At 63.5% G+C, this 23,478-nt stretch carries 26 protein-coding genes; 12 read left to right on the top strand and 14 right to left on the bottom strand.

From position 1 onward, the window contains the following. Positions 1-91 precede the first annotated feature (91 nt). Complete coding sequence (locus tag IVA78_RS05130) at positions 92-1,639, bottom strand: FAD-dependent oxidoreductase (protein WP_247280056.1); 1,548 nt, start codon at positions 1,637-1,639, stop codon at positions 92-94. Between the two features lie 130 nt (positions 1,640-1,769). Here IVA78_RS05130 and IVA78_RS05125 point away from each other — a divergent pair, with 130 nt between their 5' ends. Then, positions 1,770-1,997 (top strand): hypothetical protein, encoded by a 228-nt coding sequence (locus tag IVA78_RS05125; protein WP_247280057.1) that lies wholly within the window; start codon positions 1,770-1,772, stop codon positions 1,995-1,997. Positions 1,998-2,104: 107 nt separating this feature from the next. On the opposite strand, the gene IVA78_RS05120 is transcribed toward IVA78_RS05125, so the two are convergent. From IVA78_RS05120 to glsA, 4 genes are all read right to left on the bottom strand, one after another. Next, a complete protein-coding gene (locus tag IVA78_RS05120) occupies positions 2,105-3,421 on the bottom strand; it encodes an amidohydrolase family protein (RefSeq protein WP_247464670.1) in 1,317 nt (438 codons plus the stop codon). A 57-nt stretch (positions 3,422-3,478) separates the two neighbouring features. Then, entirely contained in the window at positions 3,479-4,042 is a 564-nt protein-coding gene (locus IVA78_RS05115) for a DUF308 domain-containing protein (protein WP_247280058.1), read from the bottom strand. 359 nt (positions 4,043-4,401) lie between these two features. Beyond that, positions 4,402-6,069, bottom strand: a complete 1,668-nt coding sequence (locus IVA78_RS05110; RefSeq protein WP_247464659.1) for an MFS transporter — start codon at positions 6,067-6,069, stop codon at positions 4,402-4,404. Positions 6,070-6,138: 69 nt separating this feature from the next. Continuing rightward, positions 6,139-7,134, bottom strand: a complete 996-nt coding sequence (gene glsA / locus IVA78_RS05105) for a glutaminase A (RefSeq protein WP_247420731.1) — start codon at positions 7,132-7,134, stop codon at positions 6,139-6,141. A 365-nt stretch (positions 7,135-7,499) separates the two neighbouring features. Between glsA and IVA78_RS05100 the strand changes: the two genes are divergently transcribed. Continuing rightward, a complete protein-coding gene (locus IVA78_RS05100; RefSeq protein ID WP_247464641.1) occupies positions 7,500-7,694 on the top strand; it encodes a hypothetical protein in 195 nt (64 codons plus the stop codon). A gap of 33 nt (positions 7,695-7,727) precedes the next feature. On the opposite strand, the gene IVA78_RS05095 is transcribed toward IVA78_RS05100, so the two are convergent. Then, a complete protein-coding gene (locus IVA78_RS05095) occupies positions 7,728-8,435 on the bottom strand; it encodes a GntR family transcriptional regulator (RefSeq protein WP_247280061.1) in 708 nt (235 codons plus the stop codon). Positions 8,436-8,691: 256 nt separating this feature from the next. On the opposite strand from IVA78_RS05095, the gene IVA78_RS05090 reads away from it, so the two are divergent. The 6 genes from IVA78_RS05090 (at position 8,692) to IVA78_RS05065 (ending at position 14,260) form a co-directional block, all read left to right on the top strand. Next, positions 8,692-9,678, top strand: coding sequence for an ABC transporter ATP-binding protein (locus IVA78_RS05090; RefSeq protein ID WP_247280062.1), 987 nt, complete (start codon positions 8,692-8,694; stop codon positions 9,676-9,678). A gap of 42 nt (positions 9,679-9,720) precedes the next feature. Then, a complete protein-coding gene (locus IVA78_RS05085) occupies positions 9,721-11,010 on the top strand; it encodes an extracellular solute-binding protein (protein WP_247280063.1) in 1,290 nt (429 codons plus the stop codon). After that, the gene (locus tag IVA78_RS05080) at positions 11,010-11,969 is read left to right on the top strand and encodes an ABC transporter permease (RefSeq protein WP_247280108.1); all 960 of its coding nucleotides are present in this window, start codon (positions 11,010-11,012) and stop codon (positions 11,967-11,969) included. The genes IVA78_RS05085 and IVA78_RS05080 overlap by 1 nt, the downstream gene beginning before the upstream one ends. A gap of 3 nt (positions 11,970-11,972) precedes the next feature. Further along, a complete protein-coding gene (locus IVA78_RS05075) occupies positions 11,973-12,851 on the top strand; it encodes an ABC transporter permease (RefSeq protein WP_247280064.1) in 879 nt (292 codons plus the stop codon). A 4-nt stretch (positions 12,852-12,855) separates the two neighbouring features. Then, positions 12,856-13,587: an aspartate/glutamate racemase family protein gene (locus tag IVA78_RS05070; protein WP_247280109.1), complete on the top strand. Its 732-nt coding sequence runs from the start codon at positions 12,856-12,858 to the stop codon at positions 13,585-13,587. 178 nt (positions 13,588-13,765) lie between these two features. Further along, positions 13,766-14,260 (top strand): hypothetical protein, encoded by a 495-nt coding sequence (locus tag IVA78_RS05065; protein ID WP_247280065.1) that lies wholly within the window; start codon positions 13,766-13,768, stop codon positions 14,258-14,260. A gap of 187 nt (positions 14,261-14,447) precedes the next feature. Here IVA78_RS05065 and IVA78_RS05060 read toward each other — a convergent pair whose 3' ends face one another. Both IVA78_RS05060 and IVA78_RS05055 read right to left on the bottom strand, forming a co-directional pair. Further along, entirely contained in the window at positions 14,448-14,798 is a 351-nt protein-coding gene (locus IVA78_RS05060; RefSeq protein ID WP_247280066.1) for a hypothetical protein, read from the bottom strand. Positions 14,799-14,901: 103 nt separating this feature from the next. After that, positions 14,902-15,273 carry a hypothetical protein gene (locus IVA78_RS05055; protein ID WP_247449062.1) on the bottom strand — a complete coding sequence of 124 codons (372 nt, stop codon included), beginning with the start codon at positions 15,271-15,273 and terminating at the stop codon, positions 14,902-14,904. Between the two features lie 95 nt (positions 15,274-15,368). Here IVA78_RS05055 and IVA78_RS05050 point away from each other — a divergent pair, with 95 nt between their 5' ends. Beyond that, the gene (locus tag IVA78_RS05050; protein ID WP_247280068.1) at positions 15,369-15,533 is read left to right on the top strand and encodes a hypothetical protein; all 165 of its coding nucleotides are present in this window, start codon (positions 15,369-15,371) and stop codon (positions 15,531-15,533) included. Positions 15,534-15,584: 51 nt separating this feature from the next. Here IVA78_RS05050 and IVA78_RS05045 read toward each other — a convergent pair whose 3' ends face one another. Further along, the gene (locus IVA78_RS05045; protein ID WP_247280069.1) at positions 15,585-16,115 is read right to left on the bottom strand and encodes a gamma carbonic anhydrase family protein; all 531 of its coding nucleotides are present in this window, start codon (positions 16,113-16,115) and stop codon (positions 15,585-15,587) included. A 95-nt stretch (positions 16,116-16,210) separates the two neighbouring features. Further along, the gene (locus IVA78_RS05040; RefSeq protein ID WP_247280070.1) at positions 16,211-16,540 is read right to left on the bottom strand and encodes a hypothetical protein; all 330 of its coding nucleotides are present in this window, start codon (positions 16,538-16,540) and stop codon (positions 16,211-16,213) included. A gap of 222 nt (positions 16,541-16,762) precedes the next feature. Between IVA78_RS05040 and IVA78_RS05035 the strand changes: the two genes are divergently transcribed. Next, positions 16,763-17,470: a hypothetical protein gene (locus IVA78_RS05035; protein ID WP_247280071.1), complete on the top strand. Its 708-nt coding sequence runs from the start codon at positions 16,763-16,765 to the stop codon at positions 17,468-17,470. 584 nt (positions 17,471-18,054) lie between these two features. On the opposite strand, the gene IVA78_RS05030 is transcribed toward IVA78_RS05035, so the two are convergent. Both IVA78_RS05030 and cysE read right to left on the bottom strand, forming a co-directional pair. Further along, on the bottom strand, positions 18,055-18,273 hold the full coding sequence (locus IVA78_RS05030) for a DUF3126 family protein (RefSeq protein WP_007602550.1): 219 nt from the start codon (positions 18,271-18,273) through the stop codon (positions 18,055-18,057). Between the two features lie 126 nt (positions 18,274-18,399). Then, entirely contained in the window at positions 18,400-19,224 is an 825-nt protein-coding gene (gene cysE, locus IVA78_RS05025) for a serine O-acetyltransferase (protein ID WP_247464638.1), read from the bottom strand. A 276-nt stretch (positions 19,225-19,500) separates the two neighbouring features. Between cysE and IVA78_RS05020 the strand changes: the two genes are divergently transcribed. Continuing rightward, on the top strand, positions 19,501-20,877 hold the full coding sequence (locus IVA78_RS05020) for a hypothetical protein (RefSeq protein ID WP_247280073.1): 1,377 nt from the start codon (positions 19,501-19,503) through the stop codon (positions 20,875-20,877). Here IVA78_RS05020 and IVA78_RS05015 read toward each other — a convergent pair. Both IVA78_RS05015 and IVA78_RS05010 read right to left on the bottom strand, forming a co-directional pair. Continuing rightward, a complete protein-coding gene (locus tag IVA78_RS05015; RefSeq protein ID WP_247280110.1) occupies positions 20,863-21,618 on the bottom strand; it encodes an alpha/beta hydrolase in 756 nt (251 codons plus the stop codon). The genes IVA78_RS05020 and IVA78_RS05015 overlap by 15 nt on opposite strands. A 165-nt stretch (positions 21,619-21,783) precedes the next feature. Beyond that, the gene (locus IVA78_RS05010; RefSeq protein ID WP_247420733.1) at positions 21,784-22,920 is read right to left on the bottom strand and encodes a hypothetical protein; all 1,137 of its coding nucleotides are present in this window, start codon (positions 22,918-22,920) and stop codon (positions 21,784-21,786) included. Between the two features lie 305 nt (positions 22,921-23,225). Between IVA78_RS05010 and IVA78_RS05005 the strand changes: the two genes are divergently transcribed. Further along, entirely contained in the window at positions 23,226-23,471 is a 246-nt protein-coding gene (locus IVA78_RS05005) for a zinc-finger domain-containing protein (RefSeq protein ID WP_007602543.1), read from the top strand. The last annotated feature ends 7 nt before the right edge of the window (positions 23,472-23,478 follow it).

The following is a 23,478-nucleotide window of genomic DNA, read 5'->3' as shown; positions in this document are numbered from 1 at the left end:
TCACATCCCCACCCCTCCCCGTCCCAGACCGGTTCGCGCGCGGCCAGGCTTCCCCCAAAGCCTGGCCGCAACTTTTTGAGGGAATTGCCGCTCACTCCGCGGCTTCGAGATTAGCGGGCCTATCGACCTCGCCGAGCGGTGACACGGCAGGACCATTGAGCGCCGTGCCGTCAGGCGCGAACTGCGAGCCGTGACAGGGACAATCCCAGCACTGCTCCAGCGCATTCCAGTGCACGACGCAGCCGAGATGGGTGCAGCTGGCCGAGTGCAGATGCAGACGTCCGTTGCGGTCCCGGCAAGCGGCAATCTTCTTCAGGCCGCTGCGGACGAGACGCCCCTCGCCCGGCCGCAGCCGTTCGACGCTCGCAATCTCGCTCGCCGCAAGATACTCCGCAAAATTCTTCAGCGGGGTGATGTTCTCACTGATGAACTCGCCGATGTTCTTCTGGATCTTCCGTGACGGGGCGTAGATCTCTTGCCACGGGCTCGCACCCGTCGTGATCAGATCCGTCACCAAAAGGCCGGCGACGAGCCCATTCGTGATCCCCTGCCCGGAATCGCCGCTGACGATGAACAGATGCTCCTCGCCGGGGCTGCGGCCGATGAAGCCGGCGAAATCAACCGGCTCCAGCACCTGGCCGGACCAGCGATGAGTGACCTCGCGCAAACCGGGCAAGCGATCGCGGGCCCAGCGCTCGAGCGCGTCAAGGCGCTGTGCGCCGTCGTTCGCTTCGCCCGATTTATGATCTTCGCCGCCGATGATCACGATGTCCTCGTCGGCAGAGAACGGCTGGAGCCGGACATAATGATAGGGATCGAGCGTATCCCAATAGAGCGCATCCTCCAGCGCGCCGGCCGCAATCTTCGCCGCAAGCGCATAGGTGCGGTAAGGCGCCTGCTTGGTGTGGATCGCCACCTGCACATTGACGGGCGAGTTCGTCGCGACCACCACGTCGGCGGCGTGGACCTCGTGACCCGAGGCCGTCGTCACGACCATGTCGCCGTGGCGTTGACCGATGCTCTCAACACAGGTGTTGCTAAAGAGCCGCACACCCCGCCGCTCGAGTGCACGCGCTAACCCCGCGAGATATTTGGTCGGGTGCATGCGCGCCTGGCTTTGAAAGCGCAGCGAACGCACCTGGCCCTTGGCATGGAACGGGGTTGGCTCGATGCAATTCTCGACGGGAATTCCGAGCTTGCCACAGCAATCCAATTCCTTGTCCAGCTCCGATGCGGGCGTTTCGGACGCCAGCACCCAGTAACCGTCGACGCGTCGAAAATCACAATCGATGTGCTCGGCACCCTGGATGGCCTCGGCGCGATCGATCGCGGCAGCAACGCTCTGATAGTAGCGGAGCGCGCAATCAAGCCCGCGCACCCTCACCAACTCGTCGTAACCGTCGTCGAGCGCGGTGGCCAGGTGGGCAGTGGTCCGCGCCGTCATCCCGCTGCCGATGCCGCCGCGGTCCAGCACCACGACCGAGCGTCCATGGCTGGCGAGCTCATAGGCGACCGACAGCCCGGCAATTCCAGAACCGACAATGACGACGTCCGTACCCATCGTACCGGATAGCGCCGGGGCGTCGGCAACCGAAACATCCATCCAGAGCGATCGGGTGTGCTCGTCTCGTACATTCATGACACTACTCCTCGAAGCAACAAACGATGCGACGGGACGAGGGTTCCTCTCCGACCGCCGGCGAGCGGAAATGCCATTGAAGATCACCACATTCATTAGGAACCTTCATCGCGCTCGCGCTTGAAACCGCATGAAAAATCCATCACCCGGAATGCGCAGGGCGTTACGTCAAGCCCAATTGTACGGACACCTGCTCGTCCGGAATGACAGGCTGTATTACCCAGGAGGCAATCATCCGATCTGCTCGATCCAGCTTGCACGCGAGATGGTCAGGTCAGGATGGATGACCAAGCAGGACGGCGAATACGAGATCACGCCTGACGGGCAGCTTGCCGCCGAAAGCGAGTACAGTCGCTGATGCGCTCGCTGGGGTCCGGCCGCGACTTCGACAAAACGCCGGTCCTGACCGTCGAGCCAAAAACCATCCGGCGCAGGCGACAAGCGGCGCAGATACGCGCGCGCGTGTCAGTGCTCAAGACTGTTTTTGTAGATCCTGCCGTCCTTCATGATCACCACAAAATTCTTCGTGGGATCTTCGATGAGCCTGATGTCTTCGAGCGGATTGCCGTCGACGAGCAGGAGATCGGCGAGCGCCCCCTCCTCCACGACGCCGAGCTTGCCGGGATAGGGATCCCGCAGACCGGAGAGGCGCAGCAGTTCCGCATTGGTCGACGTCGCCATAGTCAATGCTTCGGCCGGCGTGTACCAGCGCGTGAGCGCGCTCAGCAACGCACCTTGCTTGTCCGCCAGTGCCTTCGAGAACAAGACGTCGGTGCCGAACGCGGTTTTGATGCCGTACTTTCTTGCCAGCGCATAAAGGCGGTCAGTGCCGGCAACCACCTGCCGCATCTTGTCCTGTTCGGCAGGCCCAAGCGCGGCCGCGCCGGCGAGATCGAGGAACGGCTGTGTGCTCAGCCATATTCCCTTTTCCGCCATCAACCTCGCGCTCGCCTCGTCCATGAGGTGACCGTGCTCAATGCATCTGACGCCGGCCGCGATCGAGCGTTGGATCGCGACCGGGGTATAGGCATGGGTCGCGACATAGGTGCCCCAATTGTCGGCCGCCTCGACCGCGGCGCGGAGTTCGGGCTCGGTGAAGGTCGAGACATCGAGCGGGCTGAACGGCGACGCGACACCACCGCCCGCCGCAAGCTTGACCTGCGAAGCGCCTTGCATCAGTTGCTCGCGCGCCCGCATGCGGACCTCGTCGGGACTGTCGGCGACCATGCTGCCGCCGATCCGCTCCATGCGGCTGAGCATGCCGCCGATCGTGCGCGGCAGATCCGAAAGCTGACGAAAATCGCCATGACCGCTGGTGATGGTGATCATTGCGCCCGAGGGATAGATGCGAGGGCCGGCAACGAGATCTTCGTCGATGGCCTGCTTCAGTCCGAACGAGGGGCCACCCATATCGCGCACGGTCGTGAAGCCGCGCATCAGCGTCGCAGTTGCCTCGGCCGCGGCGAGCAGATTGTTGTAGCCAAAATCGCCTGCGAGCGCGGCCATCGGCGTCGGGCGCACCAGCATCGCATGCCAGTGTGCGTCGATCAGCCCGGGCATCAACACGCGGCCACCGCCGTCGATTACCAGACCGGCAGCAGTGGCTTCGCCAATTGAGATTTTCTCGATGGTCTTGTTCCGGACAAGAACGCTGGATGGTGCAGAGAGCGAAACGGACTTGCCGTCGAATATCCGGACGTTGCGGAACAGGATAGCGGGGTCCTGCTGCGCCGATACCGGTGACGGAAGACCGAAGACGCCTCCAACGAACCAAAGCGCCATGACAGCCCGCAGGAGCGTCGCCGGCCTACGCCAACTCATATGTAATCTCCGCAGCGCTTACGCAGGCTTTGCCACAGGGAGCCACGCAAAAGTCAGCCACCCGATGCCATGAGACAACAAGTCGATGCCGAGCAACAGTCCCAGAACCCACAGCCCGGTCATCGGAAAGCCCGTCAGGATGATGAGTCCCGCCAGAACACCAAACACGCCCGACGCGAATATGATGCCGCCGCCCTGCTGCCAGCGGCCGATGCCGATCAGCATGCGTACGACACCGGAGACCAGGAGCGCAATGCCGAGCACATAAGTGAGCAGGAGCGCTCCGGTCAGCGGCTGGGTGACCAGAACAATGCCGAAGGCAATATAGAGCATGCCGAGGATGATCTGCCAGACGAAGCCGCCCCAGCCCTTGGTCCAGAAGGCGTGGAAAATTTCGAAAGCGCCCGCGGCGATGGCCATCCAGCCAATGAACAGCGCACTGACCACGGTGAAGAACGCGATGTCGCCGAGCACCATCAGCCCTGCGAGCACCATGAACAGACCCAGCAGCACACAGACCCAGCGAGGCGGTTGCGGCAGGCCCGTCGCGCCCATGGGTGCGCTATTGTCGTAAGTGGTCATGACATCCTCCTCGGTTTACCTCCAACGCCATCCGCAATGACGGCGGCCACGGTGCCACCAGCACTCCCAGCGCCGACGCCGCCGATGCCATGATGGCGGGCGAGGCCGTGGACGTTGTGGCGGCCGACGCGCTGGGCGTTGGCCGGGGTCCTGTAACGGACGGGCAGTCTGCTGCGCAAAGGTGCCGGCAGCGGGCTCGCGCCTGCTCGGAACGGGATGATCCTTTGGCTCCGGCAGGGCCACAGCATCGTACGACCCTAGGGTCACTCCTGCACCAGCGACCATCACGCCTCCCAACAGCATCCGCAACGCGGCGCGTCGATCCATCTCGCTTACTGATCTCATTCCTGGGTTCTCTTTCACGAAATCCTCTGCCCTTCTTCAACGCAGGCTCTCGCAGGGGCTTCATCGATTGGGATCTCACCCGGCAGGTAGTTAGGAAGTTGTCCGGCCGGGATAATCGCAATCAGGGCGAGACCCGCCATGATCAAGAGTCCAATCTTGAGCGCCCGCAGGCGTGCCTCGGTGTTCACCCGCACGGCTTCCGCGACCTGCTGCGGCGATCCGCTCGTGCCTTCCAGCACGGTGCGCAGGCGGTCGTTGCTGACGAAGGTGATGTTGTCGAGATCGACCTGGGCCTGAAGCTCCGGCGTCAGCACGGGACTTGCCGTGATCCTGCCGAGTGCGATGGTGCTGAGTAGACCGACCAGAAGAGCTCCTGCGACCGCGGTCCCGACTGCGGCGGCAAGATTTTGCGTCGTGCCGCGCAAGGAGCCGACGTCACCGGCGAGTGCTTTTGGAGACTCTGTCACGAGGACGTTGAACAGCAGCGTCACCAGCGAGCCCTGACCAATGCCGAACAGGAAAAGCCCGAACAGCACGGGAATTTCGCTCCAGTCGTTGCGCACGACAAAGGCGAGCCAGACCAGCGCGATGGTGCAAACCGAAAACCCGTAGCGACCGATCTGGCGCGGCGTTAGTCGCTCGTAGACATTGACGATCAGCATCGCCGAGAAGAAGACCGTGAGGTTGAACGGCATCATCGCAATAGCGGTCGCAAGCGGCGAACGCCCCTGCACGATTTGCATATAGAGCGGCACCGTGAAGTTCAGTGCAGCCTCCAGCGCGACCACCGCGAACAGCGCAAAGACCGCGCAACGCTCCTCCGGCGAGTCGACTACCGCCAAGGCCAGCAGCGGCGTCTTGCCGGCGGCTTGCCGCCTGTGCGTCCACAGCAGGAATGCCTGGCCCAGCACGATGCCGAGCAAGATCATGACTGGGGCGGGCGAAAGGCCGAACAGATCAAACGGTGCGTTCGGGGTCGCCACCGCGAGCCCCCAGCCGTTCAGATTGTTGAAGCCGAAGCTGATGAGGATGATCGCGGTCGCGGCGAGCATCACGCCGACGAGGTCGATCTGCACGTCAGGCCGACCGTGGTCAGGTTTGAGGCGGAAGCTCATGAGAAAAACGATAGCGGAGGCCGCGATCAGAATTCCGAACGCCGGCCGCCAGCCGATATAGGTTCCAAAGACGCCGCCGACCACAAACGCCAGCACGCCGGCAGCCGCACGGGCCGAGCCGAGCGCACCCAGCGCGGTTGCCTGCTGGCGGCCCGCATAATTCTCGGCAATTAGCGCGACCAGCGAAGGCACGATCACCGAACCCGAGGGACCGCACAGCGCTTGCGCGGAAATCATGACCGATGCGGACGGGCTGAACGTCATCATGAGCTGTGAGACGAAGAACAGCACGACCGCGCCGCGGAACACATGCACCGCGCCAAATCGTTGAGCAAGCTTGGCGCCGAGCATCACGAAGCCGGCAACCAGCATGGAGTAAGCTACGATGCCTGTCGCGACTGTCGTGGGCGCGACGCCAAAGCTCTCGACCATTCCACCCATGGCCACCGGCAGCGAAGCCACGTTGAATGACATGATCATCTGGCCGAGCGCGATTGCGATCATGGGAACCCATGAGGCGCGCTCCTCCTGGTGAATGCCGCCGATCGACATTGTCTGCGTGGCCATGGCGTCCTCCAGCTTGATCGGCGTTGCGACCGGCCAGGCTATGAGCCGACCGATCCTTTCAGCATCGGTTCACTCTTCTGGTTTCGATACGAACAGATCCATTCCCAGCCGCTGCGACAGGAACTTTGCGGCGAGTTGCCCCCGCACGCTGTTGCCGGCGGCATCGAGCGGCGGCGCGAAGGTGCCGAAGCCGCCCTTGCCTGGGGACACCGCGACGATGCCGCCGCCGATCCCGCTCTTGCCCGGCAGGCCGATGTCGTAGAGCCAGTCGCCGGAGGTCTCGTAGAGCCCGGCTGTGATCATAACAGCCAATGCGTAATGGCAGATCGAGGCATCGACGACGCGCTGCTTGGTCACGGGGTTGACGCCGCCGTCCGCGAGCGTTGCGCCCATGACCGCGAGGTCGCGCGCGCTCACATTCAGAGAGCACTGCCGGGTATAGAGATCGGTCGCTTCCTTTGCGTCGCAGTAGATGCGGTCATAGCTCTCCAGAAGCCGCGCTATGCTGCGGTTGCGAAAATTGGTCTCCGACGCCGAGGCGTAGACCTCTTCGTTGAGCGGCAGCGTGCGGCCGGCAAAGCGCGACAATCCGTCATGAATGAATGCCCATCGCGCCGCGGCGGTAGCGCCAGGCGCCAGGCTGGTCGTCGCAATCGCGCCGGCATTCACCATTGGGTTGGTACGGCCGCTGCCCTGCTCAATCGCGGCGAGCGAGTTGAATGGGAGACCGGTCGCGTTCGCGCCGAGCTTGGCGCGGGCCTCCTCCGGCCCGATGGCCTCGCAGACCAACGCGAACAGGAACGGTTTTGACACGCTCATGATGGAGAATTCGTAGTCGGCATCGCCAGCGCCGAAGATCTGCCCGCTTGTCGCAACGACACAGACGCCGAACAGCTCACTCGGCACGCGCGCGAGCGCGGGGTAGACCTGCGAGTTGGTTCCATCATGATTTGCTTGAAATCGTCGCTGTGCCTCGGTCACCAGCGACTGCACGGCGTCCGCGCCGGGCAGATGGCCGGTCGAGACGTAAGCCGTCTCTCGTTCGTCAACCAGAGGACGCGCCATGGCACCACTCCGTAGAACGGATTCAACTGATGTCGGCTCCGTTCTAGAACTCGACGCTCGCCACCAGTTGATTCCCCCAGCTCGAGCGAGTCAATTTACAACCACAAGGCGATTTTGCAGGCCTGCCATACGACTCCACAAGAGATGCAGCGACCGCGCGATGCAGCGGGAATTTCTGGCATATGCGTAAGCCTCGCTGTCGAGCCATGTATCGAACTCTATTCAAAAGCAAATACCGACCGAGATAAGAATCAAGGTCAGATTGTAATTCGCTTGCGCTGGAGTACGATCATGCGCGGCTGCGAAAGGATCATTGGGCGAAAGAGAAGCGCGAAGAAATCCACATTATATAAACGAGGCGTAACATGGTGGCACAAACGACTGACGGACATGTCCTGCTGGTCAAAAAGCTCGGCGGCCTCTTCGCAATCGTCATCGGATGCTTGCTGACCGCAGTCGGCGTGACCTTCGAATCCAGCGGGACGACTTTCTTCGGCGTTCTCTTCCTGGTGCTTGGCGCGGGTTTACTCGTGCTGAAAATCGTCAAACGAAACGAATGATCTTCGTTGCCATAGGCAACTGACGCGGTTCGCTCAGGCGCCGAGCACATCGACCAGCCGCAGCTCATCGGCAGCGGGATCTTTCAAGAACAGCTCGGCCTCGATCTCGGTCAGATGCGACAGCATCTGTGCGCGGGCCGCCTCTCTGTCGCGCTTGCGGATCGCGGCGACGATGCCGGCGTGGTGATCGGTGCCGCAGGCCGGCGTGTCATGGCGGCGGTAGAGCAGGATGATGAGCGAGGAACGCGCGATCAGCTCCTTGAGGAAGCCGAGATAGATGCTGTGGCCACTCATCTCGGCGACCAGACGGTGAAACTCGCCGGAGAGGCGGACCGAGGCGCGCGCGTCGCCGCGCAGTTCGGCCTCGCGTTCTTCGGTGAGATGGCGCTGGAGACGGTCGATCCAGGCCGGCGATACCGCGTCGATGGCGTGACCAATGATCGTCGGCTCAATCAGGCGGCGCGCCTCGAACACTTCGCGGGCATCCGCAGGCGTCGGACGTGCGACGAAGGCTCCGCGGTTCTTCTCGATGTTGACGATGCCTTCATGCGCGAGCTGCTGCAGCGCGGTGCGGACCAGGGTACGGCTGGCGCCGTAGATGTCACCGATCTCGTCCTCGCCGAGCTTCGTGCCGGGTAACAGGCGGTGCTCGAGGATCGCGGCGGTCACGCCCTCCCGAATACGACTGACGCGATCGCTCGCGTCCGGCACGTCGAATTTCGGGCGGGTCTTGGCGGCCATGGATGTCAGGCTCGATCGAGAACGTTCGGCTGCGAATGTTAGTCGACGAGCTGTATCCAATCACAGGCGAAACTTTATACAATCTTCGCCCGTTTTGTGTGCAGGTGATTGCGCAGGCGGCAGGCAGCCCGGATCGGCCAGATTCAATCTAACGATCTGACTCCGCTGCACAGTTTTGAGAAATTGACCGCCGAGAGCCGTTGGCACGGACCTTGCGGAGAGAGGCGGGAAGCATCGCCCTCCCGTCGGACACGCCATGGCCACTCCTGCCGCTCTCGAACTGGTTGCCGTCACCAAACGCTACGACGCGACGCTGGCGGTCGAGGATGTCAGCCTGAAGATCCCGGCCGGCACCTATTGCTGCCTGCTCGGCCCCTCCGGCTGCGGCAAGACCTCGACCCTGCGCATGATCGCGGGCCATGAGGCCGTCAGCGAGGGCGACATCATCCTGGGCGCGCAGAACGTCACCGACGTTGAGCCCGCCAAGCGCGGCACGGCCATGATGTTTCAGTCCTATGCGCTGTTTCCGCATCTCAGCGTCATCGATAACGTCGCTTTTGCGCTGAAGATGCGTGGCATCGACAAGCCGACGCGCCACAAGCGCGCCGGCGAATTGCTCGAACTGGTGGCGATGAGCCCTTATGCCGGACGCCTGCCCGCACAGCTCTCCGGCGGCCAGCAGCAGCGCGTGGCACTCGCCCGCGCGCTGATCACCGAGCCGCAGATTCTGCTGCTCGACGAGCCGCTCTCTGCGCTCGATCCCTTCCTGCGGGTGAAAATGCGGGGCGAATTGAAGCGGCTGCAGCGCGAGCTCGGCATCAGCTTCATCCAGGTCACCCACGGCCAGGAAGAGGCGATGGCGCTCGCCGACCACATCGTGGTGATGAACCACGGCAGGATCGAGCAGCAGGGCACCGCGCGCGAGATATTCCACCGTCCCCGCACCGAATTCGTGGCGCGCTTCATCGGTGGCCATAACGTGCTCAACGATTCCGGCAAGCTGATCGCGGTGCGCGCCGATCAGCTCGGCATCGTCCCGTTCACTGACGGCGCCTTCGGCGCGCCGGCGCTTTTGACCCAGACCGAGTACCAGGGCTCCTTCATCGCTGTCTCGCTCACGCTCGACGATGGCACCGCCCTGTTCTCCCACGTTCCCGAGGCAACCTTCGACGTCCACCCGTTCCGTCCGGGCGATCGCGTGCTGGCCACCTGGGATCCCGCCAAGGCGCAACGCCTGCAATAGCGCCGATCGATCACTGGAATGCGCAACAGAGGAGTGACTGATATGACCGAGACCACCAGGACGAAGGGCGTCAGCCGCCGCACGCTGCTCAAGGGCACTGCAGGTCTTGCCGGCCTCGCCGCCGGCTCCGGCGCGATCACCGGCTTTCCATATGTGAAGTCGGCCGATGCGAAGGTGCTGCGCTATCTCGGCACCGCCGTAAACGAGGGCGACGACATCTCCAAGCAATGCCTGAAGGACACCGGCATCAAGATCGAATACATCACCGCGACCACCGACGACGTCACCAAGCGCGTGATGACCCAACCGAACTCCTTCGACGTGCTGGACACCGAATATTTCTCGCTCAAGAAGATCGTGCCGTCCGGCAACATCCTTGCCCTCGACGCCAAGAAGATCAAGGAATTCGACAACATCACGCCGGTCTTCACCAAGGGCGAGACGCCCGGCGGCAAGAAGATTGGAGGCCAGGGCACCGCGCCCTGGAAGGTGCTCTATCTCGAAGGAAAGGACTCCAAGAAGTTCGCGACGTCGGCGACTGAATTCGTCACGCTGATTCCGACCGTCTACAACGCCGACACGCTGGGCATCCGTCCCGACCTGATCAAGCGCCCCATCAGCTCGTGGTCCGAGCTGCTCAATCCCGAATTCAAGGGCAAAGCTTCGATCCTCAACATTCCCTCGATCGGCATCATGGACGCCGCCATGGTCGTGGAGGCCTCCGGCAAGTACAAATATGCCGACAAGGGCAACATGACCAAGGAAGAGATCGACCTCACCATGAAGGTGATGACCGAAGCCAAGAAGGCCGGCCAGTTCCGTGCCTTCTGGAAAGACTTCAACGAGAGCGTCAACCTGATGGCTTCAGGCGAGACCGTCATCCAGTCGATGTGGTCGCCGGCGGTGACGAAGGTGCGCTCGATGGGGATCCCCTGCACCTTCCAGCCGCTGAAGGAAGGCTACCGCTCCTGGGCCTCGGGCTTCTGCGTCTCCAAGGGCGTCTCGGGTCCCAAGCTCGAATGGGCCTACGAGTTCGTGAACTGGTTCTTGTCCGGCTACGCCGGCGCCTACCTCAACCGCCAGGGCTACTACTCTGCCGTGCTCTCCACCGCGAAGGCGAACATGGAGCCTTACGAATGGGCCTACTGGATGGAAGGCAAGCCGGCCGAAAAGGACATCAAGGCGCCCGACGGCTCGCTGCTCGAGAAAGCTGGTGCCGTGCGTGACGGCGGCTCCTACGAGGACCGCATGGGCGGCGTCGCCTGCTGGAACGCGGTGATGGACGAGAACGACTACATGGTCCGCAAATGGAATGAGTTCATCGCGGCGTAATCGACATGTCGGAAGAGGTCCTGCAACAGGCGGCCCCGGGCTTGATTCCGGGGTCGGGCACAGCGCGCGCCGCAAAACTGACGCGGCTGTCCCCGTCCTTCATCTCCTGGCTCCAGGCCGGGCCGATGATGCTGGTGTTTCTCGCCTTCTTCCTCATCCCGCTCGTCTTCGTCGTCATCGTCTCGTTCTGGGACTACAACGAATACCAGCTGCTGCCGGCCTTCTCGGGCCGCGGCTACACCGACACGTTCGAAGGCTGCATCGCGCAGCTCCCCGATCTCTGCACGATCGGGCGCACCTACGTGATGACGCTGAAGCTGTGCTTCATGGTCTGGGCCATCACGCTCTTCATCGGCTTCTGGGTCGCCTACTTCCTCGCCTTCCACGTCAAGTCCAAGACCTGGCAGATGGGATTGTCGCTGCTGTGCACGATCCCGTTCTGGACCTCCAACGTCATCCGCATGATCGCCTGGATCCCGTTGCTGGGCCGCAACGGCCTGGTCAATTCCGGCCTTGTCAAAGCAGGACTTATCAACCAGCCACTGGAATGGCTGCTGTTCTCCGAATTCTCCGTGGTGCTGGCGCTGGTCCACCTCTTCACCTTCTTCATGGTGGTGCCGATCTTCAATTCGATGGTGCGCATCGACAAGTCGCTGATCGAGGCCGCCTATGACGCCGGCGCGAGCGGCTTCCAGACGCTGGTCAACGTCATCATCCCGCTGGCAAAGCCCGGCATCGTGATCGGCTCGATCTTCGTCATTACCATCGTGATGGGCGACTTCATCACCATCGGCGTGATGGGCGGCCAGCAGATCGCCGCCGCCGGCAAGATCATCGAGACGCGGGTGAACGCGCTGCAATTCCCGGCCGCCGCGGCGAACGCCGTCATCCTGCTCGCGATCACTTTCTTGATCATCACCATGATGTCGCGCATCGTCGACATCAAGAAGGAGCTCTAGAGCATGAAGGAAGGACGCCCGCGCTCTTTCTACGTGCTCGCGATCTTCTTCGCGGCCTATGTGCTGTTTCTCTATGGCCCGATGATCGCGATCTACGTGCTGTCGTTCCAGGGGCCGCAGGGCGGCCTCACTTTCCCGATGAATGGCGTGTCGACCTTCTGGATCGCGAAGCTGTTCCAGGGCACCGGCATCGTCGATCTCGGCGCGGCTTTCCACCGCTCGCTGCTGCTCGGCATCATCGTGATGATCCTCACCGTCGTGCTGTCAGTCGCCGCCGGCATGGCCTTCCGCCGCAAGTTCAGGGCGCAGAGCATCCTGTTCTATTCGGCGATCGCAAGCCTGATCGTGCCCTCGATCATCACCTCGCTCGGTATATCGCTAGAGTTCCGCATCATCGACGACTTGATCAAGGCGCACTGGAACGAAAACTTCGAGACCTCGATGGGGCTGCTCACTTCGGGCCTCGGTGCCCACCTGACCTGGACGCTGCCGTTTGGCCTCTTGATCATGTTCGCGATCTTCAACCGCTTCGACCCCAGGCTCGAGGAAGCCGCACGCGATCTCGGCGCGACGCCGTGGCAGACGTTCCGCCATGTCGTGCTGCCGATCATATTGCCATCCGTGATCGGCATTGGCCTATTCGGCTTCACGCTATCCTGGGACGAACTCGCCCGCTCGAGCCAGGCGATCGGAGCTGTAAATACATTGCCGCTGGATCTGCAGGGCCTCACCACCACCGTGACGAACCCGGACATTTATGCTCTCGGCACCGTGATCTCCGCCGTCTCGTTCACGGTGATCGCGCTTGCGCTCGGCACCATCCACATGCTCAACAAGCGGCAGGCGGCCAAGGGCTCGGACGCTGGCAAGGGACTTGTCTGATCCGATGCGGCTTCACGTCGTCAATCCCAATACCACTGTTGCGATGACGACGAAGATCGCCGCTGCCGCGCGCTCCGTTGCCCTGCCCAGCACCGTGATCGATGCGCGCCAGCCGGCGATGGGCCCGGTCTCGATCGAGGGATTTTACGACGAGGCCTTTGCCGTGCCCGGCATGCTCGGCTGCATCCGCGAGGCTGATCGCGACGGCGCGGATGCGCACGTCATTGCCTGCTTCGATGACACCGGCCTCGACGCGGCGCGCGCCGCCGCGAAGGCCCCGGTGATCGGCATCGGCGAAGCCGGCTTTCATATGGCAAGCCTGATCGCTGCGCGCTTCGCCGTGGTGACGACGCTCGCTGTCTCCATCGTGCCGATCAAACATAATTTGCGAAAATACGGTCTCGCCGAACGCTGTGCCCGCGTGCGCGCCGCCGAGGTCCCCGTGCTCGCGCTCGAGGAGCGCAATGCCGATGCCGTCGGCCAGATCTCCGCGGAGATCTCGGCCGCGATTCGTGATGACCGCGCCGAAGCCATCGTGCTCGGCTGCGCCGGCATGGCTGATCTCGCCGCCGAGCTGGCCGCCACGCACGGCCTGCCCGTCGTCGACGGCGTCGCGGCCGCCGTGACGCTGGCGGAATCAGTGGTGCGGCTCGGGCTGACGACGTCCCGGCTCGGGCCCTATGCCGCGCCGCGGTCGAAGACCTATTCCGGGCCGTTTTCGCAATTTCAGCCCTGATCCGTGGTCCCGACGGGCCTTCGGACGCTTCAACTCCCGCTGATTGCTGGTTTTTTTGCCCTTAGCCTCTTTTTGGTCCCATTCCTTGCCGAAACGTAAGGCTTTCGGGACGCCCCGGTGATCCTCTGGGTTGCCGGTCTTCGCCACTCACCAAGTTTCAATTTGGGTTTTGTCAGCGATGATCGATCTCGCACAGGACACACCATCCGCCCCTCTCCTTCGCCTCGGCGCCCAGCCGATCGCGCTGACCGCGGCCGCGCTTCTCCTGCTGATCGCCGGCGTGACCTCGATCGCGGGCTGGCGTGCCTATACCGGCGCGGCACCGGAGACCGACCGGCTGGTAGCATCGCGGCAGCTCCAGGCCCGCACCGCACAGGCGTCCGAGCAACTCGTCGAGAAGACCAAAGGGCTGGAGGCGACCCAGCAGGAATCGATCGACCAGCTCCAGGTCGTGCAGGACCAGCTCCAGACCATGAAGCGGCTGATGGCGGCGCAGCAGGCCGACACCAAGCGCCTGTCCGAGCAGGTCGCGGCGCTGAACGAGTCCGTCGACGGCTTACGGCAGTCCTTTGCCAGCACCCGGGCCAGCGAGGCCGAAACACCCTCCGTTACCCGCAGGAAACCGGCGCGGCACCGCGTTCAGGCCAGCGCGGGCAAGCGGTCGCGCGGCTGAGCAACTCACGACACCGACGAATTTTTTCGACTTGTGAACTGGATCACATTCGCGCGTGTGATTCCGCGCGATGCTTGCGATACCGGATGGCGTGAGCCGATTTCAATGTCCGGGGCTGGCAAGGTCGTTGACGGTATACTGCGTCAACGGCCTTGTTTTTTGGTGGGCCGGCTACTCGCCAAGGATGCTATTCGCAGACGTCCACGCGCCGGTATCGCCATCCCGAAGGCGTCATGACCCGCTTGCGAACGACGTAGCAGCCGCCGTAACCATCGTCATAGCCGGCACCATAATAATAAGGACTGCCGTAATACGGATAGCCATAGCCATAATAAGCGCCATAGTAGCCGGCGCCGGCAAGCCCCGCCCCGATCGCGACGCCCGGCCAGAAGCCGCCGCCGTGCCAATGGCCGTGGCCGCCATGCCAACCGCCACCGCCCCAGCCGCCATGGCCGAAACCGCGCGCCTCGGCCACTTGCGGCGCCGACAGCCCTACCGCCGCGACGGTCACCGCCGCCATGATCATCTTGCGTAACATCACTCGATCCTCCGCGTGGATACGCTCCACGCTTCAAAGCCGGATCAAGCTAATGTCAGTTCGACATTTCTGACAGCCACGCTGTCTCACTTCCGCGCGAGCGTCAGCAGCCGCGGCAGATGCTCTTCATCTTCTTGTCGAGCAGCCGGTTCTCGGCGTTGACGGTGGCATCAGCCGCCCCACCTGCACCGCCGGTGGCGACTCCGGAGCCCGGGCCGGATGATTGAGCCGCACCCAGGCTGTTGGTCCCGGGCGGCGGGGCCGGCGAGTTGGCGACACCGCCCGTCGGTCCCGCGGAGCTTCCAGTCGATCCCACAGAGCCTGCGGTCGATCCCACAGAACCTCCGGTCGAGCTCGCAGAGCCTCCGGTCGATCCGGCAGAGCCGCCGGTCGCTTGCGCGAACGATACGGCCGGAATCGCCGCGAGTGCGAGGATCACCATCATGGTCTTGGTTGCGGACGATCTGGCAGACATTGGAAATTCTCCTTTGCCGGTCAACCGCTGCCGCGATCACCTGTTCCGGAACAAATGCCGTCACATCAGCTTGAAAGCGAGGAGGCCAAATCACGATGACCCATCGCGATCCCTTTGCTGAAGGCGAACGCGCTGCGCGCGAAAGCATCCCGGCAGAAGCCAATCCCTATTCGGACGGCAGCGACGAGCATGCGCTATGGGCCGCCGGCCACGAGAAGGTGGCAGGCGCGATCGAGGCACGCGAATCCGAGGGCATGTGACGATAGGTCGTCTGCAGCCGCACCGACTGGACCGACACGGCCCCGGGCATCTCAGCCGATCCGCTTCAAACCCTTCTTGAAGCGGGGACCGTTGGCCACGTAGAACTTGGCCGCACTCCCCATCTTCTGGACCTGGGCATCTTCGAGCGTGCGGATCACGCGCGCCGGCGAGCCAATGATCAGCGAGCGCTCGGGAAACTCCTTGCCCTCGGTGATGACGGAGCCGGCGCCGACGATGCTGTTGCGGCCGATCTTCGCGCCGTTCATCACGATCGCGCCCATGCCGACGAGCGCGCCCTCCTCGATGGTGCAGCCGTGCAGGATGACGTTGTGGCCGACCGTGCAGTTCCTGCCGACGTGAAGCGGGAAGCCGAGATCGGTGTGGCAGGTCGAGCCGTCCTGCACGTTGGCGCCTTCGCCGATCTCGATCCATTCATTGTCGCCGCGAAGCACCGCGCCGAACCAGACGCTCGCGCCCGGCTTCAGGCGCACACGGCCGATCAAGGTGGCGGTCTCCGCGATGAAATAATTGCCGTCGGCGGGAAGATCGGGCGCCTGCCCGTCGAGCTCGTAGATCGCCATGGAGGTCTCCTGTCAGGATGATCCTGGCATAGCGAAACGGCGGCCTGGACGCAAAGGGGCCGCCACGCGGAGCGTCAAGGGTCGCGCGGGAGGCGTCAGCCCAGCACGCCAGCTGCGCGCAGCGTCATCAGGAAGAAGGTGCCGCTCATCATGCTCCAGAAGCCGGCGATGAGGGTCGCCATCATCACGAATTCGGCGCGGCGGGTTTCCACACGGATGCCGCGGAGCGTGTTGCGCATGATGATGAAGGGCGCCGCGAAGACCAGGAAGGGCACGGCCGCGAAGGTCTTCGGCGCGACGCCGTCCTGCAACAAGCCGAAGCCGGCGGGACGCTGCGCGAACGCCTGGTATCCGTTCACGAGCGCGCCCGCGAGCGCGAAACCGATGCAGATCGAGAAGAAGGTATTGAGAGCTTCAGGTGTCATCGGAACGGTCCGCCCTTACGCGACGCTGGCGCCCACCTGTGACAAATCGTGCCGGTTAACGCTACATTATCCTTAAGGGAAGGTTAACGCCGCCCGCCAACCCGCGCAGGGGCCTTCCCGCTCTCCGCAGGTGGGGAGCGCTGCGCGAAATCGCCGGCACATGGCATATTCGCCGCTGATTCGTCGGCCAGCGGCCGACTGCGGCTTACCTTGCGCTAGCTCATGACGGTGTTTTCGGCAGCCTCCTCTCGCTCTCCCCGGACGCGCACCCGAGCGCACGTCGTCCCGATCGCGCTCGGCGGCGCCGCTGCGGCGTGCGCGGTCGCGCTCGTTGCCTATTTGCTGTGGCCGACCTGGGGCACGCGCGGTGCGAACGCCCCGGACAAGCTACCGGTGAGCGTCGGCGGCACCCTGTTCAACCTGCCTGTGACGGCGATCCGGATGAAGATCCAGCGACACTCCGGGCCGCAGGAGCGCATCGATCTCGATTTCCTCTATCCCTCGCTGGAACCGCCCGGCGCTCCGAAGCACGTCACCGCCGATACGGTGGAGGCGGCGGCGCAATCGATCGACCGCATCTTCCTGTCGATCGCGGCCCATCACGATGCACTCGCGCCCGAGCAGCGAACGGCCACGATCTATCCGCGCTATCTCGACCGGGCCGCGACGATGCCCGAAGAGGGCCTGACGATGCGGATGTTTCGCGCTGAGACCCCTTACGGCAGCGAGGATCTCTATTCCGCCGCAAGTCCGGCGCTGACCGCACGCTGCACCCGCGATGCGGCCACTCCCGGCATGTGCCTCTCCGAGCGCCGCGTCGGCGGCGCCGACCTCACCTTCCGCTTTCCGCGAAGCTGGCTGTCGCAGTGGCGAGATGTGGCGGAGGCGATGGAGAAGCTGACCGCGCAGCTGCGCGGGCCGAAGGGCTGAGCCGGGCCTCGGCTTGAAGGACGGGCTGGAGCCTCCCAAACAAAAACTGCGAAAACAACCCCATGCACAGTAGCCAAGCATTGGGGGCATCGGGGTTTTTCGTATTTTTCGAATCTCAACTTGACCCGTCGGGCAAAACAGGGGCATGATGTCATCATGCTTTTCCTGCAGCTCGGCGCGTGTCCCCATCCCGGCGCGTGCGCGCATCGTGGAGCACACTGATCGCGACATGGTCGTGCATGCCGAGCTCGTCGATCGGAGGGCATCATCGTTGCCGATGCCGCGGCGCGGCTGCGCATTGTTGCAAAAAAGTCGAGTTGTGCAGCTGCGTCGCCAATGCCCGTCGTTGCGAGAGGCTTGTCCAGCTCAAGAACGGCGGCGAAACAATCACGACATATTGGGGCGCTGCATTCGCAGCTCGCGTGTCCCGGACGCGCTGCAGCGTTCTTACGCTGCTGCGACGCCGAGCCGGGATCCAGAAGGCACCGCACTCCGCTGCTGCATGGGGCCCCGGCTCTGCAGCGCATCGCCGAAGAGGCGCTGCGCTGCGTCCGGGGCACGAAGCCGAAGTCTCCGTGTCACCACTATTCCTGATCGACGAGATCGTCCTCGAGGATCGCCATCTGGAACTGGAACGAGCGATCGTCGTCCTCATCGTCGACGAAGAGCACGCCGATGAACTCCTCGCCGATATAGACCTCGGCGGAATCGTCCTTCTTCGGCCGCGGCACGACGCGAATCTTGGGATTGCCGAATACGCGCTTCAGATACGCATCGAGCTTTCTCACTTCCTTGACGTCCACGGCAAGTCTCCAATCGAAATCTAACGTGGCGGGGTTTACGACGAGACGCGACGAACCGCCAGCATGAATTGCCAACGAAATTTGGGAGGGAAAGGGTCGGAAAATCCTGTTCCGATCAAACGAAGATCAAAGTCCCATGGCGTTGATCATCTGATCCATGGTGCGCGACGGCTCGGCGCAGCCGGCTTCACCGACGATCTTGGCGGGGACGCCCGCAACCGTGACGTTGTGCGGTACCGGCTTGACCACGACCGAGCCGGCGGCGATGCGTGCGCAATGGCCGATCTCGATGTTGCCGAGGATCTTTGCGCCGGCGCCGATCAGCACGCCATGGCGGATCTTCGGATGACGGTCCTCGTTCTCCTTGCCGGTGCCGCCGAGCGTGACACCGTGCAGGATCGAGACGTCGTCCTCGATGACAGCCGTCTCACCGCAGACGAAACCGGTGGCGTGGTCGAGGAAGATGCCGCGGCCGATGCGCGCTGCGGGATTGATATCGGTCTGGAACACCGCCGAGGCGCGGCTCTGGAGGTAGTATGCGAAATCCTTGCGGCCCTTTAGATAGAGCCAATGCGCCAGGCGATGGGTCTGGATCGCATGAAAGCCCTTGAAGTAGAGCAAGGGATCGATGAAGCGCGAAGTCGCGGGATCGCGGTCGTAGACGGCAACGAGATCGGCGCGGAAGGCGTTGCCGAGATCGGGATCGTCGCGCAGCCCCTCGTCATAGGTCTGGCGCACAAGATCGCCCGACAGCGCGGAGTGATCGAGCCGGTCGGCGAGACGGTGAATCACGGAATCTTCCAGGCGACTGTGATGCAGCACCGTCGAATAGATGAAGGTCGCAAGCTCGGGCTCGCGATGGACGATGTCTTCCGCCTCGCTCCGGATCCGGTCCCAGATCGGATCGAGCGATGCGAGCTTTCCTCCCGGATTGACCTGATGCACTGACATGGGATCTGCTCTTTCGAATGGGCTCGTTTTGTTGGTTCTATAGCACAGTCTAGGCGACAAAGTCCTGACCGGCTTGCCTGAGAGTGAACAGTGCCTTGCCTCGACACACCAAGCCAAAGTACTGATATACAAGACTTTCTTCTGACGCCCCCAAGCGGCAAGGTCGGCTCAAGGTGGCCAGAGTTTTGCCAAATTCAAGCCGGGCCGCGTCAAACTATTGGTGAATTCTCCCCCAACCGTTATTGCGGGCATGGTCCGAGCGAGGACGGAGCAGATTTGAGCATCACCACCGACCAATTGCGCGCGCGCGCCGCTGACACGTTCTGGCTGCGGCTGGCCGCAATGGCCCTGCCCCTCCTGATGATCGCGCCGGCGTTCTGGAACGGCTATCCCTTGTTGCAATGGGATACCGGCGGCTATCTGGCCCGCTGGTACGAGGGCTATCTCGTCCCCAGCCGCTCCACCGTGTTCGGCCTCTATCTGCACTATGGCGAGGGTTTTGATTTTTGGATCAACCTCGCGGTCCAGTCGCTGGCGACGCTGTGGCTGTTGCAGCTCAGCTTGCGCGTGCTCGGCCTGATGCAGACCTTCCGCTTCGTCCCGATCAGTCTGCTCCTGATCCTGTCGACCGCCCTGCCCTGGCTGGCCAGCATGCTGCTTACCGACATCTTTGCGGGACTGTCGGTGCTGTCGCTGTTCCTCCTGGTCATCGGACGACACCGCACCTCGGTGCCCGAAAAAATCGCGCTGTTCGTCCTCACCGCCTTTGCCGCAGCGACCCACAGCGCAACGCTCGGCGTGCTGCTCGGTCTGTGCGCCGCCGGCTGGATGGCGCGGCCGCTCCTTGGGCCTCGCCTTCCGTTTGCGGGACTGGCGCTGGCGAGTCTCAGCATCGTCGCGGGCGGCCTGATGCTGACGTCGGCGAATTATGCGCTGTCGGGCAAATGGACCTGGACGCCCGGCGGCTATGGCGTCGCCTTCGGTCGCATGATGCAGGACGGCATCGTGGCGCGCTATCTCAACGACCATTGCCCGCGCGAACACTACAAGCTCTGCCCTTATCGCAACGAGCTGCCGGCGAGCGCCGACGAATTTCTGTGGGGCAAGAGCATGTTCAACACCCTCGGCCGCTTCGATGGGCTGAACGAGGAGATGGGCTACATCGTCGTGCATTCACTCGCGGACTATCCGGCCTGGCAGGCCGGCGCGGCGCTGCGGGCGATCGGGCAACAATTGCTCCATGTCGCAACCGGCGAAGGCACCAACGGCTGGATCCCGCACACCTACGGCATCATCGAACGTTACGTGCCTTCGCAAGTCGCGCCGATGCGCGCGGCGCGACAGCAGCACTGGGCCGTCAATTTCGACGGCGTCAACTGGCTGCACGTCCCCGCCGCGCTGGCCTCGATGGCGGCACTCGTCGTGCTGCTGGTGCATGCGCTTGCCAAGCGTCGGCTTGACGATCTGACGCTGCTGGCAGCAACCGTGTCGCTGGCGCTGCTCGGTAATGCCTTCATCTGCGGCGTGATCTCGGGCCCGCACGACCGCTATGGCGCGCGGATGGCGTGGCTTGCGACCTTCGTGGTGCTGACGGCTCTGTTTCGCTCATTCGGCGACGACGCGCTGGCGGATGAGATCTCAACCGCGGCGTGAGAGGAAATCGAGCACGCCGGTCTTGTAGACCTTATCGCCGACCGCCCGCATGTGATCGCGGCCCGGGATATCGAGCACTTGCGCGCCCGGGATGATCGCACCGAGTGCGCCGGCAGAGCCTGCGACGTCGTCGGCGGTGCCGACCGCGATCAGCACCGGCACCTCGATGCGTGCAGCCTGCTGCCTCGTCATGAGGTCACGCGTGCCGCGGAGGCAGGCGGCGAGTGCACGACGGTCCGAGCGGGTCTGATCGGCGAAGGCGCGGAAGGTGCGCCCAACGGGATCGGTGACGTCGTCGAGCGAGGGCGCCTCCAGCGCCTTGGCGACGTTCTCACCGGGGCCGGTGCCCTCGATCAGACCGCCGATGCCGATGCCGCCGAGGATCGCCGAGCGCAGGCGCTGCGGCTCGTGGAGCGCAAGCCACGCCGCCATCCGTCCACCCATCGAATAGCCCATAATGTCGGCCTGCGGGATCGCGAGATGATCCATCAGTGCCAGCACGTCGCCGGCCATTATTGGGATCGAGTATTGCTGGGACTCGTAGAGCTTCGCACTCTCGCCGTGGCCGCGATTGTCGAGTGCGATGACACGGCGGCCGTTCTTGCGCAGTTCCGAGACCCAGGTCGGATAGACCCAGTTCACGTTCTTGCTGGAGGCAAAGCCGTGCACGAGAATGATCGGGTCGCCCTCACCTTCGTCGAGATAGGCAATTTCAACGGCGCCGTTGTGGAAGCTCGGCATCATCAGTTCCGCAGGTCTTGAGGGGAAAAGTCGATCTTAGAGCACGATCCGGACAAGTGTGCAGCGGGTTTTTCCGCTCCACAAACGCGGAACGCGTTTGCGCGGAGATCATGCTCAAACAATAGCCTCTATCGCGGCTACGAATGACCTCAATCTCATCGCGCTTCAGACCCTGAGGGCTGCATCCGCCAGAGCGGCCTCGGCGGCCCCCTGCGCCCGGCGGAGCCGCCGCGCGCGCCTGCGATCACACCAGGCCTGGGTCAGGCGCTCGGTGGTCGCCTTGATCGAGGACAGCAGTCCCAACAGGGTCAGTGCCGCGCCGAATAGCCAGAGCGTCAGATCGAACGCACCGCCAATGAGGAGCAGCGCGCCGCGGCCAAGCAGTTTCATGATGGCGCGGGTCTTGCCGCCCTGCGCTTCCGCGAGCCGCGCCGCGCGCGCCACATCTTTCGGGCCTTCGGCGATCCGCAACGTGTCCATCGCCCCGCGCGTGCCGGTCTTTCCGGCGACGCGCGTGACGTCCTTGCCGAGCCGAACCAGCGCGCCGGCCTTTTCGGCGCGGAACGCAGCCTTGATCGCACTCACGGTCTCGCCCGGGCGCAGCACCGAACCCTTGGCGACCGCGTTCTGAAGCATCGGCGCGTCGACGATCTCGCGCGCGGACCGGCCGGCCCACACGGCCAGCCCCTCGCCGAGCCGCCCCACCTTGCGCGCGTCCTTCACCAGCGTCAGCCCGGCGCGCACCGGCGCGGCACCACCGACGGTGACGTAGGTCGCCGCCGTCACCGCAAGGCCTGCCGCCGCCAGCCCCAGCACGAGGCGGTCGGTATCCTCGCCCATGGCGAGGTGCTTGCCTTCGCGGACGACGTCCCTGATGTCGCCGATTACGAAGAGATCGCCGGCCACCGTTCCCGACAGGCTCGCGACGTCGTCGGCATTGCCGGTGACGAGACCGGTGGCAAATCGTTTGGCGAAATGGGGGGTGGAATTCTCGGCTTTGACCGCATCGCTGACGCGGTTCAGGAGGTCGTCCGGCAGCGCGATGTTGCGGTCACGCGCGAGCGCGACGAAACTGTCGGCGAGATCGGCGTCGCCTGCGGCGAGCGCAGCCTCGATGTTGTCCTGAACAAGGCGATCGTTCTGCCGCAGCAGCGCATCGAGCTTGAGCTCGGAGAGCACCGCGGGATCATCCTGGGCGGCGAGAAGCGCGCCGGCCTCGCGGGCATGCGGCGCAACCTGCGCGAGCAGGAACGCGCATGCCGCGACACCGGTCAACGCTGTGCTGATTCGCAGCCATTTCATGCGGAAAGCCTGGACGGTCCTAAAATCGTTGACGCCTGACGCTTCGTCTGTCGTCGCAATTGCGCTCGCCCACAGACATAGTACGCCGAAATTGCGACACAACGTCCCCGACGAAAGAAGGGCTTCTCTCAAGCCGCAAGATTGTGTCGAATTTGCATGAGCAAATGAGCATGGGGCAATTGCGGAGCTTTCGGTTCCGCTGGACTAGCAATCATCTACACCCGCCAGTATGGTCCGCGGCGCCTTACTAATGCCGCGTCAGTTTGATTGTATCTGCCGCCATTGCCACTCCAGGATGAACTACGATGTCCGACCATGTCGTCCCGCACTTCCATAACGATGCCGGTGTTCCCGTCATCGAGATCGGCTCGCAAGAGTTCATGTGCGTGGGCGCCAATCCTCCGTTCGATCATCCGCACGTCTTCCTCGATCTCGGCAACGACAACGAGATCATCTGCCCCTATTGCTCGACGCTGTACCGCTTCGCGGCCGACCTGAAGGCGGGCGAGGCCCGTCCGCCGGAATGCGTGCTGAAGGACAAGGTGGCCTGACCGCTCT

This window comes from Bradyrhizobium sp. 137 (genome assembly GCF_023074095.1).
In the GTDB taxonomy this organism is placed as follows: Bacteria; Pseudomonadota; Alphaproteobacteria; order Rhizobiales; family Xanthobacteraceae; genus Bradyrhizobium.
The sequence above is the reverse complement of the archived record's forward strand: the minus strand, read 5'-3'. Positions and strand labels throughout refer to the sequence as shown.

What these genes read in the sequence shown, in the direction of transcription:
- IVA78_RS05040 (WP_247280070.1), bottom strand. Translation starts at nt 16,540, where the DNA reads ATGACACCTGAAGCTCTCAATACCTTCTTCTCGATCTGCATCGGTTTC.
- IVA78_RS05050 (WP_247280068.1), top strand. Translation starts at nt 15,369, where the DNA reads ATGACCCATCGCGATCCCTTTGCTGAAGGCGAACGCGCTGCGCGCGAA.
- IVA78_RS05125 (WP_247280057.1), top strand. Translation starts at nt 1,770, where the DNA reads ATGAAAAATCCATCACCCGGAATGCGCAGGGCGTTACGTCAAGCCCAA.
- IVA78_RS05090 (WP_247280062.1), top strand. Translation starts at nt 8,692, where the DNA reads ATGGCCACTCCTGCCGCTCTCGAACTGGTTGCCGTCACCAAACGCTAC.
- IVA78_RS05115 (WP_247280058.1), bottom strand. Translation starts at nt 4,042, where the DNA reads ATGACCACTTACGACAATAGCGCACCCATGGGCGCGACGGGCCTGCCG.
- glsA (WP_247420731.1), bottom strand. Translation starts at nt 7,134, where the DNA reads ATGGCGCGTCCTCTGGTTGACGAACGAGAGACGGCTTACGTCTCGACC.
- IVA78_RS05035 (WP_247280071.1), top strand. Translation starts at nt 16,763, where the DNA reads ATGACGGTGTTTTCGGCAGCCTCCTCTCGCTCTCCCCGGACGCGCACC.
- IVA78_RS05065 (WP_247280065.1), top strand. Translation starts at nt 13,766, where the DNA reads ATGATCGATCTCGCACAGGACACACCATCCGCCCCTCTCCTTCGCCTC.
- IVA78_RS05100 (WP_247464641.1), top strand. Translation starts at nt 7,500, where the DNA reads ATGGTGGCACAAACGACTGACGGACATGTCCTGCTGGTCAAAAAGCTC.
- IVA78_RS05010 (WP_247420733.1), bottom strand. Translation starts at nt 22,920, where the DNA reads ATGAAATGGCTGCGAATCAGCACAGCGTTGACCGGTGTCGCGGCATGC.
- IVA78_RS05005 (WP_007602543.1), top strand. Translation starts at nt 23,226, where the DNA reads ATGTCCGACCATGTCGTCCCGCACTTCCATAACGATGCCGGTGTTCCC.
- IVA78_RS05075 (WP_247280064.1), top strand. Translation starts at nt 11,973, where the DNA reads ATGAAGGAAGGACGCCCGCGCTCTTTCTACGTGCTCGCGATCTTCTTC.
- IVA78_RS05130 (WP_247280056.1), bottom strand. Translation starts at nt 1,639, where the DNA reads ATGAATGTACGAGACGAGCACACCCGATCGCTCTGGATGGATGTTTCG.
- IVA78_RS05015 (WP_247280110.1), bottom strand. Translation starts at nt 21,618, where the DNA reads ATGCCGAGCTTCCACAACGGCGCCGTTGAAATTGCCTATCTCGACGAA.
- cysE (WP_247464638.1), bottom strand. Translation starts at nt 19,224, where the DNA reads ATGTCAGTGCATCAGGTCAATCCGGGAGGAAAGCTCGCATCGCTCGAT.
- IVA78_RS05045 (WP_247280069.1), bottom strand. Translation starts at nt 16,115, where the DNA reads ATGGCGATCTACGAGCTCGACGGGCAGGCGCCCGATCTTCCCGCCGAC.
- IVA78_RS05120 (WP_247464670.1), bottom strand. Translation starts at nt 3,421, where the DNA reads ATGGCGCTTTGGTTCGTTGGAGGCGTCTTCGGTCTTCCGTCACCGGTA.
- IVA78_RS05085 (WP_247280063.1), top strand. Translation starts at nt 9,721, where the DNA reads ATGACCGAGACCACCAGGACGAAGGGCGTCAGCCGCCGCACGCTGCTC.
- IVA78_RS05060 (WP_247280066.1), bottom strand. Translation starts at nt 14,798, where the DNA reads ATGTTACGCAAGATGATCATGGCGGCGGTGACCGTCGCGGCGGTAGGG.
- IVA78_RS05070 (WP_247280109.1), top strand. Translation starts at nt 12,856, where the DNA reads ATGCGGCTTCACGTCGTCAATCCCAATACCACTGTTGCGATGACGACG.
- IVA78_RS05055 (WP_247449062.1), bottom strand. Translation starts at nt 15,273, where the DNA reads ATGTCTGCCAGATCGTCCGCAACCAAGACCATGATGGTGATCCTCGCA.
- IVA78_RS05110 (WP_247464659.1), bottom strand. Translation starts at nt 6,069, where the DNA reads ATGGCCACGCAGACAATGTCGATCGGCGGCATTCACCAGGAGGAGCGC.
- IVA78_RS05095 (WP_247280061.1), bottom strand. Translation starts at nt 8,435, where the DNA reads ATGGCCGCCAAGACCCGCCCGAAATTCGACGTGCCGGACGCGAGCGAT.